This window comes from Myxococcota bacterium (assembly GCA_039030075.1).
Lineage (GTDB): Bacteria > Myxococcota_A > UBA9160 > UBA9160 > SMWR01 > JAHEJV01.
Genome location: JBCCEW010000013.1, coordinates 1 through 21,896, shown reverse-complemented (window position 1 = coordinate 21,896; position 21,896 = coordinate 1). Strand labels below are relative to the sequence as shown.

Below are 21,896 nucleotides of genomic sequence, written 5' to 3'. Positions count from 1 at the left end.
TCAGGCGGTTGTTTCGAGAGGCTTCACCCCGCGTTGGAAGCTCCAGGTAAGCCACACGGCGCGCAGGATGTGATCGCCGAAGATCACCAGCCAGATCCAGAGCACGGGTGCGCCGAATGCGAAGGCGAACAGGGCGGCCAGGGGAACGCGGATCGCCCAGTTGCCGATGGTGGCCGCGATGAACGGCGTGAAGGTGTCGCCGGCGCCGCGATGGGCCCCGCCCAACGTGAAGTGGGACTGAAGTGCCGGCTGCACGAGCGCCAGCACGATCAGAAACGGCACCAGCGCGTCGATCAGCTCGGCGTCTTCGGTGAAGAGTCGTGCCAGCATGCGGGGCATCAGCGCGCAGGCCCCACCCAGGGCCGCAGCGACGACCAGCGCCAGATAGGTGGCCCGCCAGCCGGCCCGCTGGGCACTCTCCTCCTGGCGGGCGCCGAGCGCCTGGCCGACGAGCGTCGACGCGGCGGTGCCGAAGGCGATGCCCGGGATCCAGGTGAACGCCAGCAGGCGGATGCCCACGGTGTAGGTGGCGATGGCGATCGACCCGTACTCGGAGAGCACCCGGAAGTAGGCGAGCAGCGCGAGGTTGTTGGCGAGGCGTTCTCCTACGCCCGGCAGGGTCAGGCGCACGACCTCACCCAGGTGCGCGCGGGCCGCCGCGAAGTCGCCCAGTCGAAGCGAGAGCGGCGAGTCTCGGGTCGAGCGCACGACGACGGTGGCGAAGAGCAGGAGTCCGACGACCTGGGAGGCGAGCGTGGCGAGCCCGGCGCCGACCAGTTCGAGGGCGGGGAAGGGGCCGGCGCCGAAGATCAGCACGCCGTTGCCAGCGATCTTCACGCTCGTGACGATGGTCGCGATCAGCATCGGAGTGCGCGTGTCGCGGTCGGCGCGCAGGCCGAACTCGAGGGTCATCGCGATCGAGAGCAACAGCGACGAACCGATCACGAGCTGCAGGTAGGGAATCGCATCCGCAGCCACCTGGGGCTCGGCCCCCAGCATCGCCAGCAGCGGACCGGGCGCGGCGAGCATGGCGGCGGTCAGCACGGCGGCGGTTCCGACCGAGACGACCAGCGCCGCGGCGAGGGAATGCCGCGCGCGCAGCGGATCGCCGGCGCCGATCGCCTGGGCCATCAACGCGACCGTCGCGAAGCCGACGGCGAAGAGCACCGACTGGGACAGGTGGAAGAACTGGCTCGCGTAGCCCACCGAGGCGACGGCATCCGAGCCGAGTCGACCCACCATCGCGATGTCGATCAGGCCCACCAGATTCAGCAGCACCTGGGACAACATCACGGGCCACGAGAGCGCCCAGATCTCGCGCATCGAGTCGAAGGACACGCTCGTCGACGCGGCGAGATCACGCGCGGGCGGCGTGGCGGCGGTGGCGAGGGTGGCGGAGGGGAGATCCGAGCCTTCCGGATCGACGGCGTTCTCCGCCGCGAGCTCGGGCGTGTCCGGGGGCGAGGCTGTCAAGCCGGGCTCAGCGGAGCTCGGAAGGCAGCTGGAAGACGATTCCTTCGTCTACTTCGGAAACGGGGGCGACTTCGACCGCGGGGGCGAGCGTCCGCAGTCTGTCCACGACCGATTGCACGAGCACTTCCGGCGCCGAGGCACCCGCGGTCACACCCACGTGATCGACCTGCTGGAGCCAGCTCGGATCGATGTCGTCGGCGGTCTGCACGAGATGCGCGGAACGTCCCTGCTTTCGCGCCAGCTCGACCAGGCGGTTGCTGTTCGACGACTCGGGCGCGCCGACGACGAGCACCAGGTCGGCATGCTCCGACAGCCCCTTCACGGCGTTCTGTCGGTTCTGGGTCGCGTAGCAGATGTCGTCCTTGCGGGGCAGACGGATGTCGGGGAAGCGCGCGACGAGCGCGTCGAGAATGCCGCGGGTGTCATCGACGGACAGGGTGGTCTGGGTGACGCAGCCGAGCCGGTCCGGGTTCTCGACCTCCAGCCGCTCGACGTCTTCGACGCTCTCGACCAGGTGCATGCGCTCGCGCGCGTGGCCGAGGGTGCCCTCGACCTCCACATGGCCCGCATGGCCGACGAGCACGATCTCGTAGCCCTCCTTGGCCATGCGCAGCGTCTCGACGTGGACCTTCGTCACGAGTGGGCAGGTGGCATCGATCACCCGCAGCTTGCGCGCATCGGCGGCTTCCCGCACCGCGGGCGAGACGCCGTGGGCACTGAAGATCAGCAGGGCGCCCTCGGGCGCCTCTGTCGGGTCCTCGATGAAGATCGCCCCCTTCTCGCGGAGCGAATCGACGACGTAGCGGTTGTGGACGATCTCGTGACGCACGTAGACCGGGGCTCCGAACCGCTCGAGGGCTACTTCGACGATCTCGATCGCGCGGTCGACGCCGGCACAGAAGCCGCGCGGACTCGCAAGGGAAACTTGCATGCCGCGAAGCCTAGCGCGCCGGCGTACCCCTGGGGCCGAGGCTATCCTCGCGGGCCGCGCTCGGGCGGCTCGCATGGTGCCGCCGCGAGGCGTTGGGGGTGGTTGTCTTCGTGAACACCTGGACACCGACCGAGAGGCTCTTGCGCGCGTGCCGCGGGGAGCCGGTCGATCGGCCGCCGGTCTGGTTGATGCGCCAAGCCGGGCGCTACCTGCCCGAGTACCGACGTGTGCGCAAGCAGGTGAGCTTCCTCGAGCTCTGCCGTGACGTGGATCGCGCGGTCGAGGTCTCGCTGCAGCCCCTCGAGCTCGTCGGGACCGAGGCGGTGATCTTCTTCTCCGACATCTTCACGCCGATTCCGGGCATGGGCGTCGACGTCGACTTTCGGCCGGGCCCGGTGATCGCAGAGCCGATCCGCACGGCCGCTCAGGTCGAAGGGCTGCGCCCCAGCGATCCGCGCGAGTCGGTGCCCTTCGTGTTCGAGATCCTGCGCCGCTTGCGCACGGCGTTGGCCGAGCCGGCGGTGCCGCTGCTCGGCTTCGCGGGGGCTCCGTTCACGCTGGCCGCCTACCTGGTCGAGGGGTCGGGCTCCCGTCACTTCGGCGTCTGGAAGCGCATGCTGTGGAACGCGCCCGAGGTCGCCCAGGCGCTTCTCGAGCGCCTGACGGATCTGACCGTCGACTACCTGAACGCGCAGATCGAGGCCGGCGCCCAGGCCGTCCAGCTCTTCGACACCTGGGCCGGCATGCTCTCACCCGCCGAGTACCGGCGTTGGGTGCAGCCCACCCATCGTGCCATCGCCGAGCGTCTCGATCGCAGCCGTGCGCCGCTGATCCTCTACGTGAACGACGGGGCCCACGTGCTCGACGAGATGGCGGACACGGGTGCCGACGTGCTCTCCCTGGATTGGCGCGTCGAGATCGGGGAGGCCGCGCGGCGCGTCGGCGACCGGGTGAGCCTGCAGGGGAATCTCGATCCCTGCGCGTTGGCGGCACCGCCGGCGACGGTCGCGGACGAGGTGCGTTCGATGGTCGAAGCGGCTGGCCCCGCGCGGGGTCACATCGTGAACCTCGGCCACGGCTGCCTGCCCGAGACGCCCGTCGAAGGCGTGCGGTCCTTCACCGAAGCCGTGCGCGGCCTGTCGGGGACGGCGGCGTGAGCGACCGCTTCGATCTCGCCCTCGAGCCGCTCGCCGAGCTGCTTCCACGCTACGCCATCGATGGGCCGCGCTACACGAGCTACCCGACCGCACCGGTCTGGAAGGACGACTACGGCCCGACCGACTTCACGACGGATCTCGCCGATCCGGTGATCGAGGCCAGCGACGGTCTGTCGCTCTACGTCCACGTGCCGTTCTGCGATTCCCTGTGTCACTTCTGCGCTTGCAACAAGGTGATCACCCGCGATCACGATCGCGCCGGGCCGTACCTCGAGACGATCGGAAAGGAGATCGCCGGCGTCCGGTCCGCCACGCGCGTGCCGCGGGCAGCCACCCAGGTGCACTGGGGCGGCGGCACGCCGACCTGGCTGGCACCCGGAGAGATCGAACGGCTCTTTCGCCTGCTGACCGACGCCTTTCCGGTCCGCGAGGGGGCCGAGGTCTCGATCGAGGTCGATCCCCGGGTGACCACCGAGGACCAGCTGGCCGTGCTCGCGAACTGTGGCTTCAACCGCATCTCGATGGGTGTCCAGGACTTCGAGCCCCGGGTGCAGGAGGCGATCCACCGCATTCAACCCGCCGAGCAGACGCGCCAGCTGGTCGATGCGGCGCGCCGGCGGGGCTTCGAGAGCGTCAACTTCGATCTGATCTACGGCTTGCCCTATCAGACGGTCGAGACGTTCGAGGCCACCCTCGATGCCTTGTTCGCGATCGCGCCCGACCGCATCGCGCTCTACTCGTACGCCCACGTGACCTGGCTCGCGAAGCAGCAGCGGGGCTTCGAGCGCAAGGATCTGCCCGACGCCGCGACGAAGCTGGAGATCCTGCTGATGGCGATCCGGCGCTTCCTCGCCGAGGGCTATGTCTTCGTCGGGCTCGACCACTTCGCGCGACCCGACGACGAACTCGCCGAGGCGCTTCACGACCGCACCTTGCGCCGCAACTTCATGGGGCACACCACCCAGGCAGGGGTCGATCTGCTGGGCTTCGGTCCCTCCGCGATCAGCGAGCTGCGCACCAGCTACGCCCAGTCGTTCCGGGACATCCCGGCCTGGGAAGCGGCGGTCGAGGATCACGGCGTCGCGACGATGCGCGGACACCGGCTATCGCGAGACGACGTCGAGCGGCGTTGGGTGATCTCGCGGATCATGTGCCTGGGAGAGTTCCGCGCGCGTGAGTACCGCGAGGTGTTCGGCGGGGAGTTCAGCGAACGCTACGCCGACGAACTCGCGGCCCTGGCGGGGGCCGAGGCCGACGGCCTGGTCGAGCGCGATGAGGACGGCAGCCTGCGCATGACGCCGCGCGGACGCCTCCTCGTGCGCAACGTAGCGATGGTCTTCGACGCCTACCTGCCCGAGCAGCAGCGCGCGGGTGGTCGCATGTTCAGCAAGACGGTCTGAGCAGATGCCGCCCGAGATCACGGTCGATGCGCTGGTGGCCGGTGCCGGAATCTCCGGCCTGGCCGCCGCCCACGAGCTGCAGGCGGCGGGCTGCGAGGTGCTGGTCATCGATCCGTCGGACCGACCCGGCGGCGTCATGCGCACTGAACACCGCGGTGGCTACATCTTCGAGAGCGGTCCGAACACGGCCCAGGTCAAGGCCCCGATGCGCGCGTTCCTCGAACGGCGCCACCTCGAGGACGCGCTGCGTCCCGCGAGCCCGGCCAGCCGCAAGCGCTGGCTGTTCCGCGACGGGGCCCTGCAGCCGGTGCCCAGCTCGGTCCTCGGGTTTCTGAGGACGCCGCTGCTCTCGACGCGCGCGAAGCTCTCGGTGCTGGCCGAACCCCTGCGCAGCCGCGGGAAGGGCGAACCCGAATCCGTGCGCGAGTTCACGGCGCGGCGTCTCGGGCCCGAGGTGGCGGACCGCCTGGTCGGTCCGTTCCTCACGGGCGTCTACGCCGGCGATGAGAACGAGCTCGGTGCCGAAGCCGTGTTTCCCAGCCTCGTCGAGGCGGAGCGTCGCAGCGGGTCGGTGCTGCTCGGCAGCCTGGGGCAGCGCGGACCCAAGGGCCTCCCTGGATCGCGATCGAGCGAAGACGGCTTCGGCCCCTTCGCCCGGCGCCTCGCCGAGGCGTTGCACGAACCGCCGGCGATGGGCAGCCGTGTCGCGGGCCTCTATCGCGATGGCGATCGCTGGCACGTGGACGTCGCAAGCCCGAGCGGCGATTCGGCGATCAAAGCGCAGCGCGTCGTCGTGGCCACGCCGTCCTTCGATGCCGCGCAGCTGGTGTTGGGAATCGATGGCGAGGTCGCTGCGGCGCTCGAAGCCATCCCTTACGCGCCGATGGTCGTGGCTCCGCTCGGGGTGGAGCCCGCGCAGGTGCGCACCCCGATCGACGGCTTCGGCTTCCTGGTGCCGCGGACCGAAGATCTCGGACTCCTCGGCTGCCTCTACATGAGCCAGCTCTTCCCGGGGCGCGCGCCGGCAGGCCACGAACTTCTCCACTGCATGCTCGGCGGTGTGCGCTGGCCCGAGGCGGTGGAGCTCCCCGACGACACCCTGGCCGAGACCCTGGCCCGCGATCTCGAGACCACCCTCGGGCTGCGCGACATGCCGGAGCCCCTGGCCTGGGTACGCTGGCCGCGCGCCGTGCCCCAGCCCGACCGCCATCACGCCGAGCGGATGCGCTGGATCGCATCGCGCCTCGAAGCCTCGCCCGGCCTGGCGCTGGCGGGGAACTACGTGGCGGGCGTCGGTGTGGCCGACGCACTGGCGTCTGGGGTGGCTGCGGCGGAGCGCGTGCTCGCGTCGGTGGCCATCGACTGACGCACGAGCGCGGCGACGGCCTCGACCCAGCGTGGGTGCGCGTTGAGGCTGGGCACCAGCAGGAGCTCCTCGCCGCCGACCTCGGCCCACTGCTCCTGCGCGCGCATCCCGATCTCCTCGACGGTCTCGAGACAATCGGCCACGAAGGCCGGACACAGCACGGCCAGGCGCCGCACGCCCTGCTCGGCCAACTCGGGGAGCACGAAGTCGGTGTAGGGCTGGATCCACGGGGTCCGCCCCAGGCGCGACTGGAAGCTCGTCCTGGTGCGTTCGGTCTCGAGGCCCAGCGCGGCGACGATCGCGCGGCTGGTCGCGAAACACTGGGCCCGGTAGCAGTGCTGTCCCGCGCCGCGCAGCGGTTCGCAGCAGTCGTCGAGCTCCAGGCAGTGCGCGCCACTCACGTCGCCGGCGCGAATCTGGCGTTCGGGAAGACCGTGGTAGGAGAGCAGGACGAAGTCGGGACCGAAGCCGTCGAGTGCTGGCCGCGACACCGCCGCCCAGGCATCGATGAAACCCGGATCGGCGAAGAAAGGTGGCACGACCTCGAGCTGGGTGAGGCGCCCGGCGGCGGGCTCGGCGAACAGCGCATCGAGGGCCGACCCCGTCGCGGCGGAGGAGTACTGAGGAAAGAGGGGCAGGGCGACGACGCGCCGCACGCCGTGCTCCTCGAGGCTGCGCAAAGCGCGGGCGAGAGACGGCTGGCCGTAGCGCATGCCGAGACGCACGACCGCCGCCTCGCCGAGTTCGTCCTGCAGCGCGCTGGCGAGGGCCTGCCCATGCACGAGCAGCGGCGAGCCGGCGTCGGTCCAGACCTTCGCGTAGGCCGCGGCCGATGCGCGTGGGCGGGTCGGCAGGATCGCCGCCTCGAGCAGGAGTGTGCGGGGCAGGGCGGGCAGGTCGATCACGCGTGGGTCGCCCAGGAACTCGCGCAGGTAGCGTCGCACCGCCGCTGAGGTGGGGGCGTCGGGCGTGCCCAGGTTGATCAGCAGCACGCCGAGCGGGCCGCTCATGCCGCGTCCCCGCGCCGGAACCAGCCCCCGAGCCAGGCCGACATGCCGACGTAGTAGACGAGGTACAAGAGACTGATCTCCACCAGGAAGAAGCGTACGGCCAGGTCCTGCCGCCAGACGCACACGGACATCACCGAGGCCCACAGGAGCCCGCCGGCGATCGTGGTGATCTGGAAGCGGGGCATCTTGCTCGGATACAGGTATTTCAACGGCACGAAGATGGCGACACTCAGCCCGACGACCCAGGCCGTCGCCGCGCCCGGCGAGAGCGCGAGCATCCAGACGTACAGCGCGACGAGGTTCCAGTAGGACGGCCAGCCCAGGAAGAAGTCGTCCTCGGTTTTCGCGTCCTCCTGGGAGAAACCATAGGCGCTGGCCAGGATCGGCAAGGCGGCGAGCGCCGGGTGGAGGAAGGCGCCCAGCGACAGCATCCACACGATCGGCACGACGGCGAAGTTCAGGAAGTCGACGATGTCGTCGAGGCGCCGGCCATCGATGCCCGGTGTGTAGCGGGTGACCTGGGCGCGGCGCGCGAGGGTGCCGTCGATCGCATCGATCCCCAGCGCGATCAGCAGATAGGTCGCGACCCACTCGTGGCGCTCGCGGGCGATCTCCCAGAGCGAGAGCGTCCCGAGTACGGCGCCGCTCGCGGTCAGCGCATGCACCGCCCGAGCGCGCCAGACGCGGCCGGTCTCGTTCTCGGGGGCGTGGTTCGCCGGTTGGGCCAAGGAGCGCCTGGGGCTGGACGCCGACGCGACGGTGTGTCGCCGGTGCCACAGGGGAAGGATCGGGCCCCAGTCTAGAGCCGCTATGCTGTGGGCGCGATCGCAGGGGGGAACATGTCGAGCGACGCCAGGCCCACACCGCTGCCGGGGCGCGCCACGCGCGATCAGGCCGAGGCGGTCCACCGCGCCCGGGCCGTGGAGTTCCTGCGCCAGGGGGGCGACTCGTTTCTCACCACACGGGTCGACGACGTCCTCAACTGGGCGCGGAAGTACTCGATGTTCCTCTACCCGTTCGTGACCGCGTGCTGCGGCATGGAGTTCATGTCGGTGGCGGGGCCGCGCTACGACATCGACCGCTTCGGCTGCGCACTGCCGCGCTTCTCGCCGCGCCAGGCCGACCTCCTGATGGTGGTGGGGACGATCACCCATCGGCAGGCCCCCGTGCTCAAGAAGGTCTACGACCAGATGGCCGAGCCGAAATGGGTGGTCGCATTCGGGGCCTGCACGTGCTCCGGGGGCCCCTACAACAACTACGCGACGGTCCAGGGCATCGACACCCTGATCCCGGTCGACATCTACATCCCCGGCTGCCCGCCGCGGCCCGAGGCCGTGATCGACGGCCTGATCAAGCTCCAGGCCCGGGTTCAGGCCGAGCGCGTCCCGGCCGACGGGCGCCACCGCGAGACCGCCGAGCTGAGCCTGCCGGTGACGGAGAAGCCCATCCCCTGAGCCGATCCGGCCCCGGCCGGCGCTGTGCCGTCAAGAGCGCGGGTGCTGCGGCCGATGCGGACGGTAGAATGGGAGTGCCGAAGGGCACTTGAGCCGTTCGCAGGGGGATTGGCTTCATGGGTATCGCGGTCGAGCTGCCGGCACTGGGCGAGAGCGTCGTCGAGGGCACGGTTTCGCGCTGGTTGGTGAAGGAGGGCGACTCCGTCACCGTCGATCAGCCCCTCGTCGAGGTCACGACCGACAAGGTCGACGCCGAGGTTCCCTCACCCGTCGCCGGGGTGGTCGAGGCCCTCCTCGTGTCCGAAGGGGACACCGTACCCGTGGGCGCCGAGCTGCTGCGGATCAACTCCGATGGCGCCGCCGCGAGTGCCTCGCCCGCGGCCGCTGCCGCGCCGGCCCCCCAGGCGGCTCCCGCTCCCGCCGCCGCAGCGCCGGCTCCGACCCCCGCACCGGCCAGCCCCTCCAGCACCCCGGCCACGCCGCTCGCGAAGCGCGCCGCCGAGGCGGCCGCCGTGGACCTCGCCGATGTCCCGGCCGAAGGCGGCAAGGTCCGCAAGGCGGACGTCGACCGGCACGTCGCGTCCCAGCGCACGCCGGCTCCCGCGCCGGCTGCGGCCCCTGCGCCCGCTGCAGGGCCCCCGGCCGCGATTCGCAACAAGTTCCAGTACGCCCTGCAGCCCGGCGACAAGGTCGTTCCGATGACGCCCCTGCGTCGGTTGGTGGCCGAGCACATGGTGCTCTCGAAGCAGGTGAGCCCCCACGTGGGTGCCGTTGCCGAGATCGACATGTCGGGCGTCGTGAAGGTGCGCAATGCCCAGAAGCGCGGCTTCAAGGAGTCGCACGGATTCTCGCTCTCGTTCCTGCCCTTCATCGTCCACGCCACGGTGCGCGCGCTTCGCGAGTTCCCGCGGCTCAACGCGTCGGTGGTCGAGGACGCGATCATCGAGAAGAAGGACATCCACATCGGCATCGCCGTCGAGACCGAGAAGGGCCTGGTCGTGCCCGTGGTGCGCCACGCAGACCGACTGTCGCTCGCCGGGCTCGCCCAGGCGGTGGAAGACCTGGCCTCGCGCGCGCGCTCGAAGAAGCTCTCGCCCGACGAACTGAAGGGCGGCAGCTTCACGCTCTCGAACCCGGGCCGGAACGGGAACCTCTACGGCTTCGCGATCATCAACCAGCCCCAGGTGGGCATCCTGCGCATGGGCGAGATCGTGAAGCGACCGGTCGTACGCACGATCGCCGGCGAGGACGCGATCGTGATCCGTCCGACCATGCACCTGGCCCTGTCCTATGACCACCGCGTGGTCGACGGGGCGCCGGCGAACGGCTTCCTCTTCCGAGTGCGCGAGCTGCTCGAAGAGGCCGAGTTCGATCTCTAGCGCGATGGGCGAGGCTTCCGAGCTGCAGGTACGCGAGCTCGGCTGTGTGCCCTACGACGAGGCGCTCGCCCTGCAGGAGCGCGTGGTCGCCGAACGGCGGGCCGGGCACTGCCCGGACACGCTTCTGCTCCTCGAACACCCGCCGGTGGTCACCCAGGGCCGCAGCGCGAAGCCGTCGAATCTTCGCTGGACGCCCGAGGAGTTCGCCCAGAAGGGCGTTGCCCTGCACGAGGTCGCGCGTGGGGGCGACGTGACGTACCACGCCCCGGGGCAGTTGGTCGGCTACCCGATCGTCGACCTGGCGGCGCGCGACGCACGCGACGTCCACGCCTGGTTGCGCCGGCTGGAGGAGAACCTCGGGCGGGCGCTCACGGGGCTCGGCGTTGCCTGGTGCCGCGTGCCCGGCTGGACCGGCGTGTTCGTCGAGACCCCGGCGCTGGCGCGCGCGCGCAAGATCGCGTCGATCGGCATCGGGGTCCGCGGCTGGGTCACCTATCACGGGTTTGCCCTCAACGTCGACATCGACCTCGGCGGGTTCGACTGCATCGTGCCGTGTGGTCTCGAAGCGGTGGACATGACTTCGGTCGCCGCGGAGCTCGGCACCTCCGGTGCAGATTGCGCGACGCGGACGCGGGTCGCGGTGCGGGCGGCCTTCGAAGCCGATCTGGGAGCGAGCGGCGCCGCGGACGAGGACCCACGGAGCGGCTCCGCGCAGGGCTGATCCCTCTCGCCTCGGACGCCGCGCTCGCTCGGGCTCGGTGGGGCCGATCCCGTTATCATCGCGGCGATGCCGGGGAAGGTGGTGGTCGTTCGGCGCCAGGAGAAGCTGGGCCTTCTCGAGCGCCTGTACGTGCCGATGATCGCGAAGGGGCTCGCGGTCACCGCGCGACACTTCTTTCGCAATCTGCGCGGTTTCGTCACCGGCCGGAACCGCACCGACTTCGTCGTGCAGTATCCGGAGGAGCGCGTCGACTTCGCAGACGCCTTTCGCGGAATGCCGGTCCTGGTGCAGCTCGAGAACGGTCAGCCGAAGTGCGTGGCCTGCGGCCTGTGTGAGTTCGCGTGTCCGACCGACTGCATCTCGATCGTTCCGGGCGAGCTCGAGGGGGCCGGGATCGAACGCTTCCCCGAGGCGTTCGACATCGACATGTCGCGCTGCATGTTCTGCGGCCTGTGTGAGGAAGCCTGTCCGGAAGAGGCGATCGTGATGAGCCGCGAGGTCGAGATCGCCGGCTACACCCGTGAGTCCATGTGTTTCGACAAGGAGCGCCTGCTGGTGCCAGAGACCCTCCTGGAGCGGCGTCTGGCGTTCCTGCGGAGCGAGTACGACCGGGATGACGCGGCCGCCGAGGGAGCGGCCTGATGGACGACTTCGGCGTTCCGGCCCTGCAGCGGCTACTCCAGCGATTCCCGGCGGCGCTCCAATCGACCCACGCCGACCACGGAGACGCGACGGCGGTGGTGGACCGCGAGTCGCTTCCCGCCGTGATGGCGCTCCTGCGCGACGATCCGACCCTGCACTTCGAGATGCTCACCGATCTGTGCGCGGTCGACTCCCTGCCGCGAACGCCGCGCTTCGAGGTCGTCTACCACCTGTACTCGGTGGCGCGGAACCAGCGCCTCCGGATCAAGGTGTTGGTGTCCGAAGACGCGCCGGCGGTGCCGAGTCTGGTGCCGCTCTTCCAGTCGGCGAACTGGATGGAGCGCGAGGTCTTCGATCTCTACGGGATCCGCTTCGAGGGTCACCCGGATCTGCGGCGCATCCTCTTGTACGACGAGTTCGAGGGGCACCCGCTGCGGAAGGACTACCCGAAGGAACGGCGACAGCCGTTGGTGGGGCCCCAGAACTGATGGCCCAGCCGAGCTTCCCGACCCCGCCCCACGCGGGCGATGACGACTTCGCCCGCGACCTCCACACCGAGCACCAGCTGCTCAACATGGGTCCCTCCCATCCCGCCACCCACGGCACGGTGAAGTTCCTGGTGGAGCTCGACGGCGAGAACATCGTGAACCTCGATGTTCAGGTCGGATACCTCCACCGGGGCTTCGAGAAGGAGTGCGAGGCCGGCAGCTGGTATCAGTGCATTCCCTACACCGACCGGCTCAACTACAACTCGGCGATTCTCGCGAACCTGGGGTTCGTGATGGCCGTCGAGAAGCTCCTCGAGCTCGAGACCCCGGAGCGCTGCCAGTGGCTGCGGGTGCTGGCAGCGGAGCTCTCCCGGGTGGGCGACCACCTCACCCGCTGCGGCGCCGCCTGCCTCGAGCTCCAGGCGATGACGCCGTTCCTCTACGGGATCGAGGCGCGCGAGCTCACCTGGGACCTCCTCGAGGCGCTCTGCGGCGCCCGGGTCACCAGCAACTACATCCGCATCGGGGGCGTGAAGCACGACCTGCCCGACGGGTTCCGCGCCGAGGGGGATGCCTACCTGCGCAAGGCGCGGGCGCTCCTCAAGGACTTCGACGACGTGGTCACCAGCAACCGCATCTTCGTGGACCGCCTGCAGGGCACCGGCGTCATCGATCGCGAGACCTGTCTCCAGTACGCGGTGACCGGGCCGATCCTGCGCTCGACCGGGGAGCCGCTCGATCTGCGCAAGCAGGAGCCCTACCTCGTGTACGACGAGCTCGACTTCGACATCCCGGTCGGAACCGTCGGGGACAACTACGATCGCTACCTCGTCTGTGTCGAGGAGATGCACCAGAGCCTGCGCATCGTGGAGCAGTGTCTGGAGAAGCTCGACGCGCTCGGGCCCGGCCCGGTCAACGTGTTGGACCCCCGAGTGCGCTGGCCGGCGAAGGGGCGGGTCTTCAACCAGATGGAAGAGCTGATCCAGCAATTCAAGTCGGTGACCGAAGGGCCCCAGGTGCCGGCTGGCGAGGCCTACGCTGCCGTCGAGTCGGCGAACGGCGAGCTCGGCTTCTATCTCGTCTCCGACGGCAGCGCGCGGCCCCAGAAGGTGCGCTGTCGCCCGCCGAGCTTCCTGAATCTGGCCCCGATGTCGGAGATGCTGAAGGGCTGCCTGCTTGCGGATCTCATCCCGACTTTCGACTTCATCAACATGATCGGCGGTGAGTGCGACCGGTGAGCTGGGGGCGCGGCGAGGTGTGGGAGTGGCTCGGGGCCCCGACGGATCAGGTCGGCAGCGTGAACGACCCGCGCACGCAGCTCGAGTTCGACGAGACCTGGAACGAGAAGTGGATCTACCGAGCCGGGCCCGATTCGGAGATCCGGAAGGTCGTGCTCTGGTTCCGCTACGACCTGCGCGGCGTGTTCGAGCCCGATGGGACCCGCGTCCCGCTGCCCGAGGAAGACGCGCCGAGCACGGCCGGGGGAGGCTAGACCGTGGCCGCTGAACGCCGCGGCCCGCCGCCGTTGCGGCCTTTTGGCCTGGTGCTCCATCACGACGGTCGCTGGACCCACGACGGCGAGCCGATCCGGCACCGGAAGCTGCGCGAGCACTTCGACCGGAGCGTCCGCTACCTGCCCGACGAGCGGAAGTACGTGGTCACCCTGCGTCATTTCCGCGGCGAGATCACGCTCGAGGAGGCGGCCTTCTTCGTGCGCGACATCGATCCGGCATCCGGCCGGCTCACCCTGTCCGATGGCAGCGCGGAGCGTCTCGACGCGTCGAGCCTGCATTGGTCGCCCCGGGACGGCGCGCTCCTGTGCCGGGTGAAGACATCGCTCGAACCCGCCGGCCTGTTGGCGCGTTTCTTCCCAGGGCCTCAAGCCGAGCTCCTGCAGGCGGTGGAGGAGGGAGACGCCGGACTCGGGCTGCGCATCGACGGTGTCTGGACGCCGCTGCCCGACCTCTAGCCCAGCCGCTCCCCACACTCGGTCGGCGCCGCGCTCACACCAGCTGGCGCGTGACCACGATCCCGAGCACGACGGCCACCAGGCCCGCGCCGACGCTCGCCAGGACGTTCCCGAGCGCCGCGGCCGCGGCCCCTTCGCTGGCGAGCTGCCAGGTCTCGTAGCCGAAGGTCGAGAAGGTCGTGAAGCCGCCGAGGATGCCAGTCACCAGCAGCAGGCGGGCCGAAGGAGACAGCCAGGCGTGTTCGTCGGCCAGTGTGGCGGCGACGCCGATCGCGAAGCAGCCGAGCACGTTCACCGAGAAGGTGCCCCACGGAAAGCCCGGGCCGGTCTTGCCCTCGACCCAGAGGGCCAGGGCGTACCGGGCCAGGGCGCCGAGTCCGCCCCCTGCGAAGACGAGCCACCACCGCACGCCGCGGACCCTACCGGACGGGGCCGCTTCTCACATCCGGGTCGCGCGAGGCGCGAATTGACGCCGACGGCGGCGCGCGATACCCACCCTTGTCCGGGCGCGCCCCCTGCGGCGGGCTTCGGCGGCGTAGCCAAGTGGTAAGGCACGGGCCTGCAAAGCCCTGATCCCCGGTTCGAGTCCGGGCGCCGCCTCCACCAACCCGGTCTCGCGGACTACTCGTCCGCGCGTCGGTCGAAGGGCAGGAGCGGCGGCTCGGTCGATCCCTCGTCCCGCAGGCGCAGGGCATGGTCGAGCCTGGCGGCAGCCTGGATCAACCCCAGGTGGCTGAAGGCCTGGGGAAAGTTGCCGAGCCCGGTTCCGCTTCCCGGGTCGACTTCCTCAGCCAGCAGGCCCAGGTGGTTCGCCGCGCCGAGATGGTTGTGGAAGACCTCGAGCGCGTCGTCGAGGCGTCCGGCGAGGGCCAGTGCCTCGGCCAACCAGAAGCCACACAGCACGAAGCCGCCCTCGTCGCAGTCGATGCCGTCATCGGTGCGATAGCGGCGCAGGAACTTCCCGTCCGAGAGCTCGTCGATCACCCGTTGGATGGTGCCGAGCACGCGCCGGTCGCGCGGAGGCAGGAATCCGTAGAGGGGTGCGAGCAGCAGGCTCGCGTCGGTGCGGTTGCCACCGTACTCGCTCACGAAGCTCCCGCTGGTGGTGTCGAACCCGTCGCGCAGGATCGCCTCGCGCAGCTGTTCCCGGGCCTGGCGCCAGGCATGCTCCTCGCGGTCACCGCCGAAGCGCTGGGCGATGTCGAGGCCGCGATCCAGCGCCACCCACTGCATCAGTTTGGAATGCACGTGATGGCAGGGTTCGGACCGGGGTTCCCAGATGCCGTGGTCGGGCTGGGCCGCGTGCTGCACCGAGTCGTTGAGGAGCGAGCGCACCTGGCGCCAGAGTCGCAATCCGAGGGTGCCGCCCGACTGTTCGAACACCGAGGCGGCGTCGAGCAGCGGGCCCGCGATGTCGTGCTGGATCTGGAGCCGGGCCGCGTTGCCGACGCGTACGGGCTGGCTGTCGCGGTAGCCCGACAGGTGGTCGAGGATCTTCTCGTCGGGCACCTCGGTGCCGTCGAGGGTCACCATGATGTCGAGGGCGCGACGTGCCTCGATGGTGTCCCGCACGAAGTGGAAGAACCCCTGGGCCTCGTCGGGATAGCCGATCTGGTTCATCGCGCGGATCGCCATGGCGCTGTCGCGGGTCCAGGAGAAGCGGTAGTCCCAGTTGCGGTCGCCGCCGACCCAGGCGGGCAGGCTGGTGGTCGGAGCCGCGACCATGGCACCGGTCGGGGCGTACTGGAGCAGCTTCAGCACGAGGGCGCTGCGCATGACGTCGTGTCGCCAGGGGCCGTCGTACTCGAGGCGCCCGGACCAGTGACGCCAGAAGCGGCGCGTGGCGCGCAGGTGGTCGAAGGGGCGATAGGCGGACACGCGCTCGGGCCGTCCCGAACGCCAGGACAAGATCGCCCAGGCGCGCTGGCCGCTGCGGAGGTGGAGTACGGCTTCGACGCCGCCGGCGTCGCGCGGGTGGAAGGAGGCACCGCCGCTTACCGACAGCGAGACGCGCTCGCCGTTCGGGCCCTCGGCCATCACCCCGTCGGACTCGATCGTGATCTTCGCAGGGCTGCGGCCGTAGTCGAAGCGCGGGTCGAAGACGATCCGCATCTCCATCTGGCCTTCCCGGGTCTCGATCAAGCGATGGAACTCGGCGACGTGCGAGCGCGGGTCACCGTTCCAGGGCATGAAGTCGGTGAGCATGACCGTCGCCACGCCTTCCCGGCGGAAGAGGGTCTGCAGCACGTTCGTGCCCGTGTCGTAGGCCTGGCGGCTGGTGCAGCCGAGTTCGGCCGGCGCGATCTGGAACGAGCCGCCGCGGTCTGGATCGAGCAGGGCGGCGAAGAGGCTCGGCGAGTCGAAGCGCGGCCAGCACAGCCAATCGACCGACCCATTGATCCCGACCAACGCAGCCGTATGCCCGTCGCCGACCAGTCCGTAGTCGGTCAGACTCGGCGTCGAGCCGTCGAGGACGTGTTCGGTTCCGACCCGCTGCGATGCGGTGTAGAGGTCCAAGGATCAGGCCGCTTCGGGGCTCGGGGCGGCGGTGGTGTCGGCGATCTCGAGGCGACGCCCGGTCGGATCGAAGATCGGGACCTTCGTCCAACCCATGCGATGGGCGAAGGCCTGGCAAGAGGTCCACAGGACGCCCAGCCCGTACTTCGTCGAACGCTGGAAGTTGATCGACGACGCCTCTTCGAAGTAGGCCGCCGGGCAACTCACCTCACCGATCTCGAACCCGGCCACCAGGATCTGGGCGAGCATCTGGTTGTCGAAGACGAAGTCGTCCGAGTTCTCGAGGAGCGGTAGCGACATCAGGACCTCGCGCGTGAACGCGCGATAACCGGTGTGGTACTCGGAGAGCTTGGCACCGCACAGGAGATTCTGGAACGCGGTGAGGAAGCGATTCGCGACGTACTTGTAGACCGGCATGCCACCGGCAAGGGCGCGGCCGCCCAGCACGCGCGATCCGAGCACGACGTCGAACGGGCCGTCCGTGATCAGCCCGATGATCGAGGGCAGCAGCTTCGGTGTGTACTGGTAGTCGGGGTGCAGCATGACCACGACATCCGCGCCCAGCCGCAGCGCCTCGGCGTAGCAGGTCTTCTGGTTGCCGCCGTACCCGCGGTTCTCGGTGTGGACGAGGGTCCGCAGCCCGAGGCGCTCGGCCACCTTGACCGTGTCGTCCCGGCTGGCGTCATCGGTGACGACGACTTCGTCCACCAGATCGAGCGGGATCTCCCGGTACGTCTGCTCGATCGTGCGGGCCGCGTTGTAGGCCGGCATGACGACCACGATCTTCTTGCCGTGAAACACGTACGGGCTCCTGAATTCGAGCGGCGACGAGTATAGACTGGGCTTCGAGCCCGGGTGGCGAAATCGGTAGACGCGGGCGACTTAAAATCGCTTGGCCTAGAGCCGTGCAGGTTCGAGTCCTGCCCCGGGCACCACACGCTTTTCGTCGGTGCGCGGCTCCCGCTCAAGGCCCGAGCGGCGCCCGCGGCTGGATCGGGTGGCTCGGTCTGATGGATCGGTCCGGCGGCTCGTTCTGGGGCTCAGGCCACCGCAGCGACACGGTGGCGGACCTCGTCGGTCTCGAGCAGAGCCTCGAGCGCCTCGCGATCGAGCAGCGTGGTCCGCAGGTAGCCGAACTCGGGCCGCTCGATCTCCAGCCGGAAGATCTCGCGCGGGGAGCTGAACACCCGGCGCACCCGCAGCTCGGCCGATTCGCCGGCATCGAGAATCTCGTCGCGAAGCGACTCGACGATGCGCCGGACCCGGTGATCCGATTCGGCGACCTCCGCCAGGAGTGTCTCGATCGGGTCTTCGCTCGCCGTCGTCGGACGGACGCTGCGCGCGTGCGCGCCGCGCTGATAACGGATCTTGTAGGAACCGGCGGGTTTCATCGGGAGAACGAGCGTAAAGGCCCCTCCGCGCCAGTTCAAGCCGAACCGCGCGTCAGTGGTCGGTGGAATCGTCCGCTCCCTTGCGAACGAAGTCGTCCAGGCGCGACAGCTGATCGGATTCGCCGCCGAGGAACTCGACGCCAACACCGCACTCGGGCAGCCCGCCTCCGGGCGTGAGCACGCGCTGCGTCCAGGCGACGCGGCCCACGGCTTCGACGTGCTCGCCCGTCGGAAGCGACAGCTCGACCAGCACCCGTCGGCCGCGCTCCAGCAGCTCGGTGGTCCGGATGAACGCACCGCCGCGCGACACGTTGGACGCGAGTTCGTGGGACGCCCGGAAGTAGCTCCGGCCGGTGACCGGATCGCTGTCGGGTTCGATGGTCGAGATCCGCGCCGGGATCTCGGTGTCGACGCGCGGCTGTCGGCGCGGCGGATCGTGGGAATCGTCGGACATGACACACCTCCGTTCCCCCCATCGGGTGCAACGGGTGCGCAACTTGAGCGCAGGGAGTCCCGGCACGGGCGGTGCCCCTCAAGCCAAGCGCTGGAATCGCCGAGGGATTCCCGGGGATTCCCTGTCACGGAGTTCGGATGATCCAGCATTCACAGGGGCCGATGACGCTCACGGCCGACCAGGCCGAGGCGCTCGGGCTTCCCACGGAGACCTGTCAGGTACGCCCGCTCGCGGTCGGGCACCGCACCTTGATGCTCGAGCGCATCGATCCCGACGCGCCGCCCATTCCCTGGGATCGCGACCTGGTGCTGGTGGCCGACGTCCGCGCCTTCTCGGTCGCGGACGTGCTGCAGATGGTCCACAGCTCGGGGAAGTCCGGGTTCCTGCAGTTCGAACACGGGGACTGCGTGAAGAGCGTGTTCCTCCACGCCGGAGAAGTCGTCTTCGCCAGCTCGAACCAGGCCATCGATCGCCTGGGAGAGAGCCTGGTGCGCATGGGAGCGCTCTCCCTGCAGGAACAGCAGCTGGCCTCCGAGGCGTACGCGCCGCCGCAGCAGTTCGGTCGTTTCCTGGTCGAGCGTGGCCTGCTCTCGCCGCGTGAGCTCTGGGACGGCGTGAAGGCCCAGGTCGAGGACATCGTGCGCTCGCTCTTCGCCTATGCCACGGGCCAGCTCTTCCTGTGGGAAGGCGAGGTGCGACCGGACAACGTCGTGCGCCTGGCACTTCCCACCGGCCGCTTGATTCAAGAAGGGCTCCAGCACCGCGACGAGCTGCTGGTGTTCCTCGCGCAGCTCGAGGACAGCCAGGCCAGCCTGCAGCCGATCCCGGGCGCCGTGCGGACGCTCGAAGGAACGGCGGCAGCGTTGATGCACGCGCTCGCCGAGACCGACAGCTTCCCGGCCATGTGCCAACGCGTGGGCATCGATTCGCTCTCGGGTGCGCGCACCGTGCAGCTGCTCGAGAAGCTCGGTGCGTTGCGGATCGCGCGCGACGAGTCGGTGACCACGTCGAACGACGCCGACGCCGAGCTGCGTACGAGCGTGACCGCACACGCGAAGCTGCTGGCCGAGCTGACGGCTCCGCTGGTGGCCTGGGACGGGGCCGACGCCGTCCGTGAGCGCATCGCCGACGTGAGCCGGGAGGCGGCCACCCGGCATCCCCATCTGCTCCAGGGCCTGGCCTTCGGCCCAGGTGGGGTGCTCGACCCCGAGGTGCTGATCGAGCGGGCTGAGGTGTTCCCGGGCAACCGACTGCGCGAGGTCCGGGCCGCGCTGGGCGAGCTGCTCTCCTACGCCGAGTTCGAGCTCCTGAACCACCCGAAGATCGAGGACGCCGAGGGCTTCCTCGAGCATCTGGACGGGCTGCGCGCGGATCTCTGACCCGAGGGTCGGGATCGGACCGGACCGCCAGGGGCTGTCCCGGCGCGGAGCGGTATGCTGCGCGCCCCATGGCCAGCCGAGGCAGGCGGAAGAGCGCGGGCGCACGGTCGGGTCCCGACGCCCGGTCCGAGCAGGCCGCCGGCGTGGCCGAGCGCCTCGCGGGGCTGCACCCCATCCGAGAAGCCTTGGCGGCCCGGAGACGAACGCTGTTCTGGCTGGAGGTGGCAGCGACGGCGCGCCATCCCGCGGTGGGGGAGCTCACCGAGCAGGCTATCGCGGCGGGCATCGAGGTGCGCCACCGCGAAGGCGCCGCCGCCGAGCGACTGCCTGCGCCGGGCCTGGCACTGGCGGTCGGGGCGCTCCCCGAGCTCGGGCTCGAGGAGCTCGTCGACCACGTCGCCGCGAGGGGCAGGCGAACCCTGGTGGCGCTGGATGGAGTCGAGGACCCCCAGAACCTGGGAGCCATGGCGCGGGTGGCCGAGGCCTCGGGTGCGGGTGGGCTGATTCTCACCCGGCGCAACGCGCCGCCGCTCTCCGCCGCCGTCTCCCGAGCGAGCGCGGGCGCGATCGAGTGGCTGCCGGTCGCCCGGGTCACCAACCTTTCTCGGGCGCTCGGCGACCTGAAGGAGCGCCAGTACTGGATTCTGGGGGCCGACCTCGCCGGGGCCGACTCGCTCTACCAGGGCGAGCTCGGGAGCGGTGGGCCCTGGGTGGTGGTGCTCGGGGCGGAGGGGCGCGGTTTGCGCGACGGAGTGCGCAAGCAGCTCGACCGGGCGGTCCGGATTCCCCTCGGGGGAAAGGTCGCTTCGCTCAACGTCTCGACCGCCGCCGCCGTGATCCTCTTCGAGCTGATGCGCCAGTCCGAAGGGGCCGGTTAACCCTGCGGGTACGGGGACCTTCCCGGTCAGCTTCCGATTCCCAGGGCGTTGCCCCGCTGGGGGGCCCGCCGTATAGTCTCGGGTCGATCGTCTCCGCGCTGGCGTAGCTCAACTGGTAGAGCAGCTGATTTGTAATCAGCAGGTTACGGGTTCGAGTCCCATCGCCAGCTCCAGTGTGTGTCGAGCAGTCGAGCAGGTTCGGTGGGCGTCGGAGAGTCGTAAGGATCGCGGAAGACGAAGCGAAGTCCTCGGGTGTAGCGCGAGGACACGCAGACGGTTGGGGCAGGGCGTAAGGCAACGGAGCGGGACACCGCTCGCATCGATGACCACGTGGGCACAAGAGTGTGTCATCGAAAACGAATCGCGCGCGAGCCGAGGGTTTGTCTCGGAAGCGCACCCGCTTCTCCCGGTGCCACGGGAGGGGTTCTCGAACTCAAGATCATCGACGCGGTCCCATCAGCGCGTCGCTCATTCAAAGAGAAATCAGTTTTTCCTTCGCCTCGGTCGTGAACGCACCGGGCGAGGGCAGGGGGGTGTGCACTCACCATTTTGACGTTGGGTCGGCGTGACCCGGTTGGAGAGGTACCGAAGCGGTCAAACGGGGCAGACTGTAAATCTGCTGTCTATGACTTCGGAGGTTCGAATCCTCCCCTCTCCACCATCCGCGCCGAGCCGCGAAGGTGCGTCGCACACGACGCACCCCGAGAGAATGTCCAAGCGGGAATAGCTCAGCTGGCTAGAGCACGAGCCTTCCAAGCTCGGGGTCGCGGGTTCGAATCCCGTTTCCCGCTCCACAGCGAGGCCCGCCGCGCGAGGGGCCGAAGTTCCGACGCGCGCGAAGTCGAGATCAGTCGAACCAGAGAAACCAGCGCAGTGAGGCAGAGGCCCGCAGCGCGAACACGAGGAAACAGGCCCACGTAGCTCAGGTGGTAGAGCACGTCCTTGGTAAGGACGAGGTCAGCGGTTCAAACCCGCTCGTGGGCTCCATCCCACCACAGAGACGATTCCAGCGGATCGAACGGGACGCAGGGCCACACGCGGCTCCCATTCACCGAACCGAAACCCACCGCGGGCCGCGAGGCGCGGACCGCAAGAGACGAACCCAGAAGCCGGATTCCAAGCCGAAAGGAAAAGGGAACACACGCAATGGCCAAGGAGAAGTTCGAGCGAACGAAGCCCCACGTGAACGTGGGGACGATCGGTCACGTGGACCACGGGAAGACGACGCTGACGGCGGCGATCACGTCGCGTCAGGCGCACAAGGGTCTGGCCGAGAAGGTGGACTTC

The 21,896-nt window shown here is 69.6% G+C and carries 23 protein-coding genes and 6 tRNA genes; 20 read left to right on the top strand and 9 right to left on the bottom strand.

The annotated features are described in order from the left end of the window. Both AAF430_14750 and ispH read right to left on the bottom strand, forming a co-directional pair. Nucleotides 1–1,473 carry an MATE family efflux transporter gene (locus AAF430_14750; GenBank protein ID MEM7411488.1) on the bottom strand — a complete coding sequence of 491 codons (1,473 nt, stop codon included), beginning with the start codon at nucleotides 1,471–1,473 and terminating at the stop codon, nucleotides 1–3. A gap of 7 nt (nucleotides 1,474–1,480) precedes the next feature. Further along, entirely contained in the window at nucleotides 1,481–2,404 is a 924-nt protein-coding gene (gene ispH, locus AAF430_14745) for a 4-hydroxy-3-methylbut-2-enyl diphosphate reductase (protein ID MEM7411487.1), read from the bottom strand. 110 nt (nucleotides 2,405–2,514) lie between these two features. On the opposite strand from ispH, the gene hemE reads away from it, so the two are divergent. From hemE to hemG, 3 genes are read left to right on the top strand one after another with little or no spacing between them, the layout of a single operon-like run. Further along, nucleotides 2,515–3,561: a uroporphyrinogen decarboxylase gene (gene hemE / locus AAF430_14740; GenBank protein MEM7411486.1), complete on the top strand. Its 1,047-nt coding sequence runs from the start codon at nucleotides 2,515–2,517 to the stop codon at nucleotides 3,559–3,561. Further along, nucleotides 3,558–4,961, top strand: coding sequence for an oxygen-independent coproporphyrinogen III oxidase (gene hemN, locus AAF430_14735; protein ID MEM7411485.1), 1,404 nt, complete (start codon nucleotides 3,558–3,560; stop codon nucleotides 4,959–4,961). The genes hemE and hemN overlap by 4 nt, the downstream gene beginning before the upstream one ends. Nucleotides 4,962–4,965: 4 nt before the next feature. After that, entirely contained in the window at nucleotides 4,966–6,327 is a 1,362-nt protein-coding gene (hemG, locus tag AAF430_14730; GenBank protein MEM7411484.1) for a protoporphyrinogen oxidase, read from the top strand. On the opposite strand, the gene hemH is transcribed toward hemG, so the two are convergent. Both hemH and AAF430_14720 read right to left on the bottom strand, forming a co-directional pair. Then, nucleotides 6,240–7,337, bottom strand: coding sequence for a ferrochelatase (gene hemH / locus AAF430_14725; protein MEM7411483.1), 1,098 nt, complete (start codon nucleotides 7,335–7,337; stop codon nucleotides 6,240–6,242). The two genes, hemG and hemH, sit on opposite strands and share 88 nt — an antisense overlap. Next, nucleotides 7,334–8,065: a CDP-diacylglycerol O-phosphatidyltransferase gene (locus AAF430_14720; GenBank protein ID MEM7411482.1), complete on the bottom strand. Its 732-nt coding sequence runs from the start codon at nucleotides 8,063–8,065 to the stop codon at nucleotides 7,334–7,336. The genes hemH and AAF430_14720 overlap by 4 nt, the downstream gene beginning before the upstream one ends. 111 nt (nucleotides 8,066–8,176) lie before the next feature. On the opposite strand from AAF430_14720, the gene nuoB reads away from it, so the two are divergent. The 8 genes from nuoB to AAF430_14680 all read left to right on the top strand — a co-directional run bounded on the left by nuoB (nucleotide 8,177) and on the right by AAF430_14680 (nucleotide 13,990). After that, nucleotides 8,177–8,791 (top strand): NADH-quinone oxidoreductase subunit NuoB, encoded by a 615-nt coding sequence (nuoB, locus tag AAF430_14715; protein ID MEM7411481.1) that lies wholly within the window; start codon nucleotides 8,177–8,179, stop codon nucleotides 8,789–8,791. Nucleotides 8,792–8,907: 116 nt separating this feature from the next. Next, the gene (locus AAF430_14710) at nucleotides 8,908–10,170 is read left to right on the top strand and encodes a dihydrolipoamide acetyltransferase family protein (protein ID MEM7411480.1); all 1,263 of its coding nucleotides are present in this window, start codon (nucleotides 8,908–8,910) and stop codon (nucleotides 10,168–10,170) included. A 4-nt stretch (nucleotides 10,171–10,174) separates the two neighbouring features. After that, nucleotides 10,175–10,891 carry a lipoyl(octanoyl) transferase LipB gene (gene lipB, locus AAF430_14705; GenBank protein MEM7411479.1) on the top strand — a complete coding sequence of 239 codons (717 nt, stop codon included), beginning with the start codon at nucleotides 10,175–10,177 and terminating at the stop codon, nucleotides 10,889–10,891. A 66-nt stretch (nucleotides 10,892–10,957) separates the two neighbouring features. Beyond that, nucleotides 10,958–11,533: an NADH-quinone oxidoreductase subunit I gene (locus AAF430_14700; protein ID MEM7411478.1), complete on the top strand. Its 576-nt coding sequence runs from the start codon at nucleotides 10,958–10,960 to the stop codon at nucleotides 11,531–11,533. Next, the gene (locus AAF430_14695) at nucleotides 11,533–12,021 is read left to right on the top strand and encodes an NADH-quinone oxidoreductase subunit C (protein MEM7411477.1); all 489 of its coding nucleotides are present in this window, start codon (nucleotides 11,533–11,535) and stop codon (nucleotides 12,019–12,021) included. Before AAF430_14700 ends, AAF430_14695 begins: the two co-directional genes overlap by 1 nt. Then, nucleotides 12,021–13,259 carry an NADH-quinone oxidoreductase subunit D gene (locus AAF430_14690; protein MEM7411476.1) on the top strand — a complete coding sequence of 413 codons (1,239 nt, stop codon included), beginning with the start codon at nucleotides 12,021–12,023 and terminating at the stop codon, nucleotides 13,257–13,259. Before AAF430_14695 ends, AAF430_14690 begins: the two co-directional genes overlap by 1 nt. After that, a complete protein-coding gene (locus AAF430_14685; GenBank protein MEM7411475.1) occupies nucleotides 13,256–13,513 on the top strand; it encodes a hypothetical protein in 258 nt (85 codons plus the stop codon). The genes AAF430_14690 and AAF430_14685 overlap by 4 nt, the downstream gene beginning before the upstream one ends. Before the next feature lie 3 nt (nucleotides 13,514–13,516). Next, nucleotides 13,517–13,990 (top strand): hypothetical protein, encoded by a 474-nt coding sequence (locus tag AAF430_14680; GenBank protein ID MEM7411474.1) that lies wholly within the window; start codon nucleotides 13,517–13,519, stop codon nucleotides 13,988–13,990. A gap of 34 nt (nucleotides 13,991–14,024) precedes the next feature. On the opposite strand, the gene crcB is transcribed toward AAF430_14680, so the two are convergent. Next, nucleotides 14,025–14,399, bottom strand: coding sequence for a fluoride efflux transporter CrcB (crcB, locus tag AAF430_14675; GenBank protein MEM7411473.1), 375 nt, complete (start codon nucleotides 14,397–14,399; stop codon nucleotides 14,025–14,027). A 120-nt stretch (nucleotides 14,400–14,519) separates the two neighbouring features. Between crcB and AAF430_14670 the strand changes: the two genes are divergently transcribed. Beyond that, nucleotides 14,520–14,593: transfer RNA gene (locus AAF430_14670), tRNA-Cys, on the top strand. Between the two features lie 18 nt (nucleotides 14,594–14,611). On the opposite strand, the gene AAF430_14665 is transcribed toward AAF430_14670, so the two are convergent. After that, nucleotides 14,612–16,507, bottom strand: coding sequence for a glycoside hydrolase family 15 protein (locus AAF430_14665; GenBank protein MEM7411472.1), 1,896 nt, complete (start codon nucleotides 16,505–16,507; stop codon nucleotides 14,612–14,614). A 3-nt stretch (nucleotides 16,508–16,510) separates the two neighbouring features. Next, a complete protein-coding gene (locus tag AAF430_14660) occupies nucleotides 16,511–17,308 on the bottom strand; it encodes a glycosyltransferase family 2 protein (GenBank protein ID MEM7411471.1) in 798 nt (265 codons plus the stop codon). A 48-nt stretch (nucleotides 17,309–17,356) separates the two neighbouring features. Between AAF430_14660 and AAF430_14655 the strand changes: the two genes are divergently transcribed. Beyond that, nucleotides 17,357–17,442: transfer RNA gene (locus tag AAF430_14655), tRNA-Leu, on the top strand. Between the two features lie 105 nt (nucleotides 17,443–17,547). Here AAF430_14655 and AAF430_14650 read toward each other — a convergent pair. Then, the gene (locus AAF430_14650; protein MEM7411470.1) at nucleotides 17,548–17,898 is read right to left on the bottom strand and encodes a hypothetical protein; all 351 of its coding nucleotides are present in this window, start codon (nucleotides 17,896–17,898) and stop codon (nucleotides 17,548–17,550) included. Between the two features lie 52 nt (nucleotides 17,899–17,950). Further along, nucleotides 17,951–18,352 (bottom strand): PilZ domain-containing protein, encoded by a 402-nt coding sequence (locus tag AAF430_14645; protein MEM7411469.1) that lies wholly within the window; start codon nucleotides 18,350–18,352, stop codon nucleotides 17,951–17,953. 137 nt (nucleotides 18,353–18,489) lie between these two features. Here AAF430_14645 and AAF430_14640 point away from each other — a divergent pair, with 137 nt between their 5' ends. The 7 genes from AAF430_14640 to AAF430_14610 all read left to right on the top strand — a co-directional run. After that, nucleotides 18,490–19,731, top strand: coding sequence for a DUF4388 domain-containing protein (locus tag AAF430_14640; protein ID MEM7411468.1), 1,242 nt, complete (start codon nucleotides 18,490–18,492; stop codon nucleotides 19,729–19,731). 68 nt (nucleotides 19,732–19,799) lie between these two features. Continuing rightward, nucleotides 19,800–20,609, top strand: coding sequence for a 23S rRNA (guanosine(2251)-2'-O)-methyltransferase RlmB (gene rlmB / locus AAF430_14635; protein MEM7411467.1), 810 nt, complete (start codon nucleotides 19,800–19,802; stop codon nucleotides 20,607–20,609). Nucleotides 20,610–20,706: 97 nt separating this feature from the next. Then, nucleotides 20,707–20,782 (top strand) — tRNA-Thr (locus tag AAF430_14630). A gap of 403 nt (nucleotides 20,783–21,185) precedes the next feature. Further along, a tRNA-Tyr gene (locus AAF430_14625) sits at nucleotides 21,186–21,270 on the top strand. A 56-nt stretch (nucleotides 21,271–21,326) separates the two neighbouring features. Beyond that, nucleotides 21,327–21,403: transfer RNA gene (locus tag AAF430_14620), tRNA-Gly, on the top strand. Nucleotides 21,404–21,520: 117 nt separating this feature from the next. Then, nucleotides 21,521–21,596 (top strand) — tRNA-Thr (locus AAF430_14615). A gap of 159 nt (nucleotides 21,597–21,755) precedes the next feature. Beyond that, nucleotides 21,756–21,896: GTP-binding protein (locus AAF430_14610; protein ID MEM7411466.1), on the top strand; the 141-nt coding region annotated here is incomplete at its 3' end.